At 68.6% G+C, this 7,442-nt stretch carries 8 protein-coding genes; 5 read left to right on the top strand and 3 right to left on the bottom strand.

Features of this window, described 5'->3' with window-relative positions:
* Window positions 1–246 precede the first annotated feature (246 nt).
* A complete protein-coding gene (locus PUT80_RS32820) occupies window positions 247–1,671 on the bottom strand; it encodes an MFS transporter (protein WP_275294488.1) in 1,425 nt (474 codons plus the stop codon).
* A 95-nt stretch (window positions 1,672–1,766) separates the two neighbouring features.
* Window positions 1,767–2,486: an alpha/beta fold hydrolase gene (locus tag PUT80_RS32825; RefSeq protein ID WP_037813192.1), complete on the bottom strand. Its 720-nt coding sequence runs from the start codon at window positions 2,484–2,486 to the stop codon at window positions 1,767–1,769.
* Between the two features lie 125 nt (window positions 2,487–2,611).
* Here PUT80_RS32825 and PUT80_RS32830 point away from each other — a divergent pair, with 125 nt between their 5' ends.
* The gene (locus tag PUT80_RS32830) at window positions 2,612–2,953 is read left to right on the top strand and encodes a helix-turn-helix domain-containing protein (protein WP_037813190.1); all 342 of its coding nucleotides are present in this window, start codon (window positions 2,612–2,614) and stop codon (window positions 2,951–2,953) included.
* Here the strand turns inward: PUT80_RS32830 and PUT80_RS32835 are convergent.
* Window positions 2,938–3,792 carry a LysR family transcriptional regulator gene (locus PUT80_RS32835; protein ID WP_275294489.1) on the bottom strand — a complete coding sequence of 285 codons (855 nt, stop codon included), beginning with the start codon at window positions 3,790–3,792 and terminating at the stop codon, window positions 2,938–2,940. The two genes, PUT80_RS32830 and PUT80_RS32835, sit on opposite strands and share 16 nt — an antisense overlap.
* Before the next feature lie 91 nt (window positions 3,793–3,883).
* On the opposite strand from PUT80_RS32835, the gene PUT80_RS32840 reads away from it, so the two are divergent.
* The 4 genes from PUT80_RS32840 to PUT80_RS32855 all read left to right on the top strand — a co-directional run bounded on the left by PUT80_RS32840 (window position 3,884) and on the right by PUT80_RS32855 (window position 7,300).
* Window positions 3,884–4,882, top strand: a complete 999-nt coding sequence (locus PUT80_RS32840; protein WP_275294490.1) for an acryloyl-CoA reductase — start codon at window positions 3,884–3,886, stop codon at window positions 4,880–4,882.
* An 11-nt stretch (window positions 4,883–4,893) separates the two neighbouring features.
* Window positions 4,894–6,297, top strand: a complete 1,404-nt coding sequence (locus PUT80_RS32845; protein WP_275294491.1) for a CoA transferase — start codon at window positions 4,894–4,896, stop codon at window positions 6,295–6,297.
* A 124-nt stretch (window positions 6,298–6,421) separates the two neighbouring features.
* On the top strand, window positions 6,422–6,685 hold the full coding sequence (locus PUT80_RS32850; RefSeq protein ID WP_275294492.1) for a DUF3703 domain-containing protein: 264 nt from the start codon (window positions 6,422–6,424) through the stop codon (window positions 6,683–6,685).
* Between the two features lie 102 nt (window positions 6,686–6,787).
* A complete protein-coding gene (locus PUT80_RS32855; RefSeq protein WP_051172465.1) occupies window positions 6,788–7,300 on the top strand; it encodes a MarR family winged helix-turn-helix transcriptional regulator in 513 nt (170 codons plus the stop codon).
* The last annotated feature ends 142 nt before the right edge of the window (window positions 7,301–7,442 follow it).

The raw sequence follows: 7,442 nt of genomic DNA on the forward strand, positions 1-7,442 counted from the left end.
AACGAGTGAAACGCAGCGATCGAGGCGGTGCGGCGAGTGAAATCGCACCCGCCGCGAGCGGTGAAGAGCGGGCAAGGGCGGAGCCTGGGGTTGCGACCGCCCTTGCCCGAACCGGCCGGGAGGGTCTGGCCCGGCCGGTTCGTCCCCCTTGGCCTCGGTCCCACCCTCCCGGCGGACGCGACGCACCGTGGAGGACGCTGCCGGGAAGGTATGGAACGGGTCTGGAGCGCCGCTGGAATCCGCAGGTCAGCGCGGTGCGGGGCGGTCGGTGAGCGGGACTTCGCGGACGAAGCACGCGGCCGTCAGGGAGAGCAGCGCGACGACGAGCGTCGCACTGGCGACCGCGTGCAGGCCGTCGGCGACCGCGGCCGGTGGGGTCTCTCGGGTCAGCGCGCTGACGTACAGCGAGCCGAACAGGGCCGCGCCGATGCCGCTGCCGAGCGTCCGGGTCAGGGAGCCCAGGCCGAGCGCCGCGCCGAGGTCTCGGGGTTCGATGCTCAGCCGGATGATCAGGATCGTGTTCTGGATCAGGCAGCCGAGCCCCGCCCCGAGCGGCAGTCCGGTCAGCGACGCGAGCAGCGGATCGGTGTCCGGTCCCAGAAAGCACACCCCGGCCATCCCGACGGCGACGCAGGCGCTGCCGATGATCGGCAGGATCCGGAAACGGCCGGTGCGGCGGAGGTATCTCGAACTCGCGTTCATCACCACGACCATCCCGGCGGTCATCGGGATCAGCAGCAGCCCGCTGAGCGACGGCGGCACGTCGCGCGCGTTCTGGAAGTACAGCGGGAGAAAGGTGACTGTCGCGACCATGGTGACGTTGAAGGCGAAGCCGAGCACCTGCGCGAGCGCGAAGTTGCGGGTACGGAACATCCGGAACGGGACGAGCGGCTCGAGGCAGCGGCGTTCCACCAACACGAACGCGGTCAGCGCGGCGACCGCGGCCGCGCACAGGCCGAGGATTGTCGGCGAGTTCCAGGCGTAGCGGGTGCCGACCCAACTGGTCGCCAAGGTGAGGCAGACGACCGCGGCGACCAGTAAAACCGTTCCGCCGTAATCGATGCGTGTCTTCCCGCTTTTCGCCGGAAGCCGGACCCCGACGACTGTCCCGATGAGACACAACAGTCCGAACGGGACGTTGACGTAGAAGATCCAGCGCCAGCTGAGCGCGTCGGTGAGGAACCCGCCGGCCAGCGGGCCGCCGACGAGGGAGAGGCCCAGCAGCAGGCCGGTCCAGCTGGAGATCCGCGTGGATTCCTTGGGCGGCACCAGAACCTGGACCATCGCCATCGCCCCGACGAGCAGTCCGCCGGCCCCGATCCCTTGCAGCGCACGGAAACCGATCAGCGCGCCCATGGTCGGAGCCAGCCCGCAGAGCATGGATCCGGCCAGGAAGACGGCCACCGACAGCAGGAACATCGCCTTGCGGTCGAACTGGTCGCTGAGCTTGCCCCACACCTGGGTCGACGCGGCGATCGCCAGCGCGTAGGCGGTGATGATCCAGGTCATCGACCCCGGTCCGCCGAGGTCCGCGGCGATGCTGGGCAGCGCGGTGGCGACGATGTAGCTGTCGAGCATGCCCAGCGCCATGCCGGACAACGCCCCGGCGATGCCGATCTTGACGCGCCGGGTGAACGGGCTCGTTTCTTCCGGCACGGCGGTTTTCGGCATGGCTGGACGTCCTTCCCCCCGGGTGCTGTGCTCCCAAGGTAGCCATAAAAGTGCCCACTGGGCAAGTTTGCCCGGTGGGCACTCGGCCATCCGGACTAGGCGAGCTTCAGCAGCAGTTCGCTCAGCTCGACCGGCATCGTCACCATGCAGTCGTGCCCGGTCGGCAGCTCCCACACCTGCGCGGGCGCCCCGTTCGGCTGGATCGCGGGGACCGGGCGGCGGATGATGCCCTCCGGGGTCGTGCCGACGCAGTGGATGTGCGTGCGCGGGATCGCTCGCGCGGCCGGATTGTCGAGCCGTACCGGTTGCTGCAGGCAGCGGACCGGCTGGTCGGAGAGCATTCCGCGCACCCAGGCGACGTCGTCCGGGTCGGTGACGCCGAACAGCCCGAACGGCGCGGGCCGCTCCGGCAGCGGCGGGACGCGCCAGCCGTCGCCGTGCTGCTGGGCGAGTTCGATCAGGCTTCGGCTCACCGGCTGGACGTCGACCGCGGTTTCGCCGTCCTCGGGCACCATCGCGTCGAGGTAGACCAGCTCCGCGACCCGGTCCGGCACCTCGTTCGCGGCCGACGAGATGACCAGCCCGGCATAACTGTGCCCGACCAGGACCACGTCCTCTTCTCCGCGGAGCAGGTCCACGATGTCCTGGACGTGGGTGTCGAGCCCGATTTCGGGGCTGAGCAGGTGTTTCTTGTCGCCGTAGCCGGTCAGCGAGGGCGCGAGCACTCGGTGCCCGGCAGCTTCCAGCAGCGGGACGACCCGGTCCCAGGCGCGGCCGCTGTGCCACGCGCCGTGCACCAGCACAAACGTAGTCATAGTCAGGATTCCTCGGTTTTGCGGTTACCGGAAGTAACCCGGTACTGTTTGAGAACCATCGTGATCGTCCGCAGCGCGGCGGGCAATAAGGCACTAATTAGTGCCCCGGTTCTCCGGAGGTAACCATGGCCGACGAGGTGTGCCGGACCCGCGTGGTCCTGGAGATCGTGGGCGACAAGTGGGCGCTGCTGATCGTCCGCATGCTGCGTGACGGGCCGAAGCGGTTCACCGAACTCAAAAGGGAAATCGAGGGGATCAGCCAGCGGATGCTCACCGTGACGCTGCGGGATCTGGAGCGCGACGGGATTCTCACCCGGACTGTCCACAATGTCATGCCGCCGCACGTTTCCTACGAGCTGACGGTCATGGGCCGGACCCTCCGCGAAGCGACCGCGCCATTGCTGGAATGGAGCGTCGAGCATTTGGCGAAGATCGAAAAGGCCCGTGCGGACTACGACGCTCGCTGAACGGAATGTGCCAGTTCGCTGAACCGGCGCAGCAGCGGATCGCTTGACCGGCGCGTCGGCCACAGCAGGCGCAGGGCCACGCGGGGCGCGTTCCGCAGCGGGAGGTGCGCGACGCGCGCGTGGGTGTGCGCTTCCGCGGCCGAGGTGGTGGTCGATCCGACAGCCCGGCCGGAGGCGATGATCGTGAGCCATTCGTCGTAGCTGCCGCACTGCATCACCTGCGCGGGCCGGTTTTCCGGCGGCCAGTCGAGCGGGCTGGTCGCGCCGCTGACCGTGTTCACGACCACCGGATGCGCGGCCAGTTCGGTCCAGTCCAGCTCCGTGCGCGCCGCCAGTTCCGAACTCGCGGCGACCGCGGCGAGCCGGTCTTCCTCGAACAGCAAGGTTCCGCTGATCCCGGACGCGTCGATCTCGCCGCGCACCAGCGCCGCGTCGACGTCGCCGGAATGCAGGGCGGCCACGATGTCGTCGCGGCGCAGGAGGGTGGCGGTCGCGCCGGTCGCGGTTTCGAAGGCGGTCAGCAGGTCGCTCGCCCACGGATCCGGCAGCGCCCACTGGAACCCGATCCGCAGGCCCGCGTTCCCGCCCGCCGCGGCGAGCGCGGTGTCGAGATCGCGCAGCACGACGTGCAGCCGCCCGAGCAACTCGCCGCCGGCCTCGGTCGGTTCGACGCCGTGCGGCGTGCGCTCCAGCAGGCGCGTGCCGACCGACTCCTCGAGCTGCTGGATCGTGCGCGTGAGCGCCGGCTGGGTGATCAGCAGTTCGCGGCTCGCGGCCGTGAACGTGCCGCACGTCGCGACCGTCACGAACGCGCGCAGATGCCGCAGTTCGACCTCCATGCCGGGCAGCCTACCCAGCTATGCCCGCCGTGCATGGCGCCGTTGTGACAGGCATTTCCCTGTCAGGTTCCGGATTTCTAGCGTGGGAAGCATGGACCAGGAGATGACGGCCTTCCCCGGCTGGATCGCGCGCGACTCCGCCGGAGCGACGCTCGACCGGCTCGACCCGGCGATGCTGGACGACCTCGACACCACCGTTCGCGTGCGCTGCTCGAGCATCAACTACAAGGACGCGCTCGCGCTGCACGGCCGCCCCGGCGTCGTCCGGCGGCATCCGCTCGTCGTCGGGATCGACCTGACCGGCGAGGTGCTCGCGTCGCGGCATCCGCGCTGGCAGGCGGGCGACGTGGTCACGCTCAACGGCGCTGGCCTCGGCGAAGACCTGCACGGCGGGCTCGCTGGCCTCGCCGCGGTCAACGGCGACGACCTCGTCCGCGTCCCCGCGCAGCTCGGCCCGCTCCGCGCGGCGGCGATCGGCACCGCCGGGTTCACCGCCGCGCTGAGCCTGCTCGCGCTGGAACGCCACGGCCTGGCCCCGGAAACCGGACCGATCCTGGTCACCGGCGCGGGCGGCGGCGTCGGCTCGATCGCGATAGCGCTGCTCGCGGCGGCTCGGTACGAGGTCATCGCCGCCACTGGCCGTCCCGCTGAGCTGTCCTCGCAACTCACCGCACTGGGCGCCGCGCAGGTCCTCGACCGCGCCGAACTCGCTGCTGCTGGCAAGCCGTTGGGCAAACAACGCTGGGCAGGCGTGCTCGACGCGGTCGGCGGCTCCGTCCTCGCCGGTGCGCTTGCTGGGCTGCAACACTCCGGCGTCGCGACGACCTGCGGACTCGCCGGAGGCGCCGAGTACCCCGGCAATGTCCTGCCGTTCATCCTGCGCGGCGTCTCCCTGCTCGGGATCGACTCGGTCCGCACGCCTCCGCTCCGTCGCGAGGCCGCCTGGCAGCGCCTGGCGCAGTTGCTCGATCCGGTGCTCCTGGACTCCGTGACGCGGGTCGTCCCGCTCTCCGACGCCAAGGACGCAGCCGCTTCGCTCCTGGCCGGTTCCGGTACCGGCCGCATCGTGGTCGACGTCGCTTCGGCCTGAAAGGAATGACTATGGACGCCTTCGACGAACTGATGACCTTGCGCGACGCCCCTCGTCCCGCCGCCGACGAGGTCACGATCACCGGCTCGGACCCGCTTTTCGCGTCGCCGTTCCGGATCGGCGAAACCCTCGCCGACGCACTCGCCGCCCGCGCCGTCGCCGCGAACGATCTGTGGGAGCTGCGGACCGGACGTCGGCAGAAGATCGCGGTGGATGTCCGCGCCGCCGCGGCCACCGCTCTGGGCGGCGAAGACATGACGCTCGTCCGTTCCGCTTCCGGCGAATATCGCCCTGCACCGCTTTCGCCCGCCGTTGAGCACATGGTCGCGCTCACCCAGCCTTGGCCGACCGCCGATGGACGGTGGTTTCTGCCGCATTTCAATCTGCCGCATCTGGAAAGCCGGGTTTTGGATGTTCTCGATTGCGAGGCGACGCCTTCCTCGGTTGCCGCTGCTGTCGCCAAGTGGAAGGCCGAAGATCTGGAAGACGCTATCGCCGCCGCTGGCGCTTGTGGGGGAGTCGTGCGGACGCCGGAGGAATGGCTCGCGCATCCGCATGGCGCGTATCTGGCTTCCCGGCCGGTGGTCGAGATCAGCAAGATCGGGGAGAGCGCTCCTTCTCCGCTGCCCGCTGCGGGTGCTTCGCCGCTGTCGGGCGTCCGGGTCCTGGACCTGACCCGTATTCTGGCTGGGCCCACTGCCGCGTTGAGTTTGGCGGAGCATGGGGCGAATGTGCTGATGGTGACGGCTCCGCATCTTCCTCAGGTGGCTCCGTTCGTCCGGGATACCAGTCATGGCAAGCGAAGCACTAATCTCGATTACTCCACTGTGGACGATGCCGCGCGGTTGCGTTCTTTGGCGAGTACCGCGGATGTTTTTGTGGAGGGCTATCGTCCCGGGCGGATGTCGGCTCATGGCTTCGGTCCGGAGGATCTCGCGGCGCTGCGTCCGGGGATCGTTTATGTGAGCGTGGACTGCTTCGGTTCCGGTGGTCCGTTCGGGATGCGTGCTGGATGGGATCAGGTCGCGCAAGCTGTGACTGGTGCTTGTGTGATTCAGGGAGGGGACCGTCCACAGTTGACGCCTGTTTATTTGTGCGATTTCCTCACCGGATTCCTGGGAAGCTACGGCGCGATGCTGGCTTTGGCGCGGCGGGCTCGGGAAGGCGGGTCTTATCACGTGCGGGTTTCGCTGTGCCAGTCGTCGATGTTGTTGCAGCGGCAGGGATTGCTGACCTCCTACGCGGATGCGCCCGGTCGTCTTTCGCGCGAGGAATTCGAGCGTTACGCGGTGGTGGACGACGGGACGATCTATGGTGATTTGAAGAGCTTGGGTCCGGTGATCCGGATGAGCGAGACCCCGCCGCGGTGGGAGGGGACTACGCCTGAGCTGGGGAGTTCACGGCCGGAGTGGTGACCTGCGGTTTTCGCGGTGATCCGCTCGACTGTCGGGTATTCCTCCGTTCCTGGTGGCGGCTTTGTGCGAATTGCTTTCTCTGTCGTCAATCCGCGTTTTTGTCTATGCTGTAAGGGGAGGGACTGTGGCAGGCACTGAGTACGAGGGCGAGATGGACCGGGGGCGGGCCGCGCTGGCGGTGCGGGATTTCCGTGCGGCTTACCGGCATTTCGGGCGGGCGCACAATCTCGGTCACGACGTGCTGGCTGACCACTTGGCGGCGCATCGCGGGCGGCTGGCTGCCGCGTGGAAGCAGCGACGGTGGGATCGGGTGGTCGCGCAGCTCTTTCTGATGGGTGGGGCTGCCCTGTTTGACCGGAATCCGCGGAACCCGTCCGGCGTTGCCTGAACCGCACTTAGTCCGAGGACGTACTATTATGGGCGATGCGGGGACAGGCTCCGGCGGACCGGACGGGCTGCTGGGGCGCGGGTGCGTAGTTAAGGTCGAGGGATGTCGACAGCAGTGGGTGGGTCAGCGAAAGGCGGCTCGCGGGCGGGGCGGCGGGTGAGCCTGGAGGCTCCGACGGATCTCGCTGCCGCGCCCGGGTACGGGGCTCGACGGCTGTACCAGGCGTATTTGGCGGCTTGGAATCGGCATGTCGACTCGGTGCTGACGGGGCCTCAGTTCGCGGTGCTGTCGGCGGTGCGGGCGTATCCCGGGTTCGATCAGACCGCGTTGGCCAAGGCGGTCGCGCTGGACACGTCGACGATGGCTGATGTGTGCCGGCGGTTGGAGAATCGGGGGCTCATTGCCCGGGGGCCTGCGCCGCATGACGCGCGGGCGAAGGTGCTGACGTTGACGGATGACGGGTTGGCTGCGTTCCGCGAGGTGACTCGGCGGACTCGGAAGCTGGATCAGGCGTTGCTTGAGGGGTGTCCGGAGGAGCGGCGGGGGGAGATCGCGGGGATGTTGAACGAACTGGGGGCGTTGTGGGAGGCGGTTGCTGAGCGGTCGGAGATTTGAGGGTTTCTCGGCGGCTCGTCGCCTGGCGGCGACATCGGCCTTTGGTTGCGTGGGGCACCCCGAAGCTTGATTGTGCTGACGGTTCGGGGGTGCTTGTCAAGGCGGGAAAGATGCCTTGACAAGCACCCCCGAACCGCAGATG

This window comes from Amycolatopsis sp. La24 (assembly GCF_029087445.1).
Classification (GTDB): Bacteria; Actinomycetota; Actinomycetes; order Mycobacteriales; family Pseudonocardiaceae; genus Amycolatopsis; species Amycolatopsis nivea.

Excerpts from the sequence above, each read along its gene's own strand:
- PUT80_RS32820 (WP_275294488.1), bottom strand. The coding sequence starts at position 1,671 with ATGCCGAAAACCGCCGTGCCGGAAGAAACGAGCCCGTTCACCCGGCGC.
- PUT80_RS32825 (WP_037813192.1), bottom strand. The coding sequence starts at position 2,486 with ATGACTACGTTTGTGCTGGTGCACGGCGCGTGGCACAGCGGCCGCGCC.
- PUT80_RS32830 (WP_037813190.1), top strand. The coding sequence starts at position 2,612 with ATGGCCGACGAGGTGTGCCGGACCCGCGTGGTCCTGGAGATCGTGGGC.
- PUT80_RS32835 (WP_275294489.1), bottom strand. The coding sequence starts at position 3,792 with ATGGAGGTCGAACTGCGGCATCTGCGCGCGTTCGTGACGGTCGCGACG.
- PUT80_RS32840 (WP_275294490.1), top strand. The coding sequence starts at position 3,884 with ATGGACCAGGAGATGACGGCCTTCCCCGGCTGGATCGCGCGCGACTCC.
- PUT80_RS32845 (WP_275294491.1), top strand. The coding sequence starts at position 4,894 with ATGGACGCCTTCGACGAACTGATGACCTTGCGCGACGCCCCTCGTCCC.
- PUT80_RS32855 (WP_051172465.1), top strand. The coding sequence starts at position 6,788 with ATGTCGACAGCAGTGGGTGGGTCAGCGAAAGGCGGCTCGCGGGCGGGG.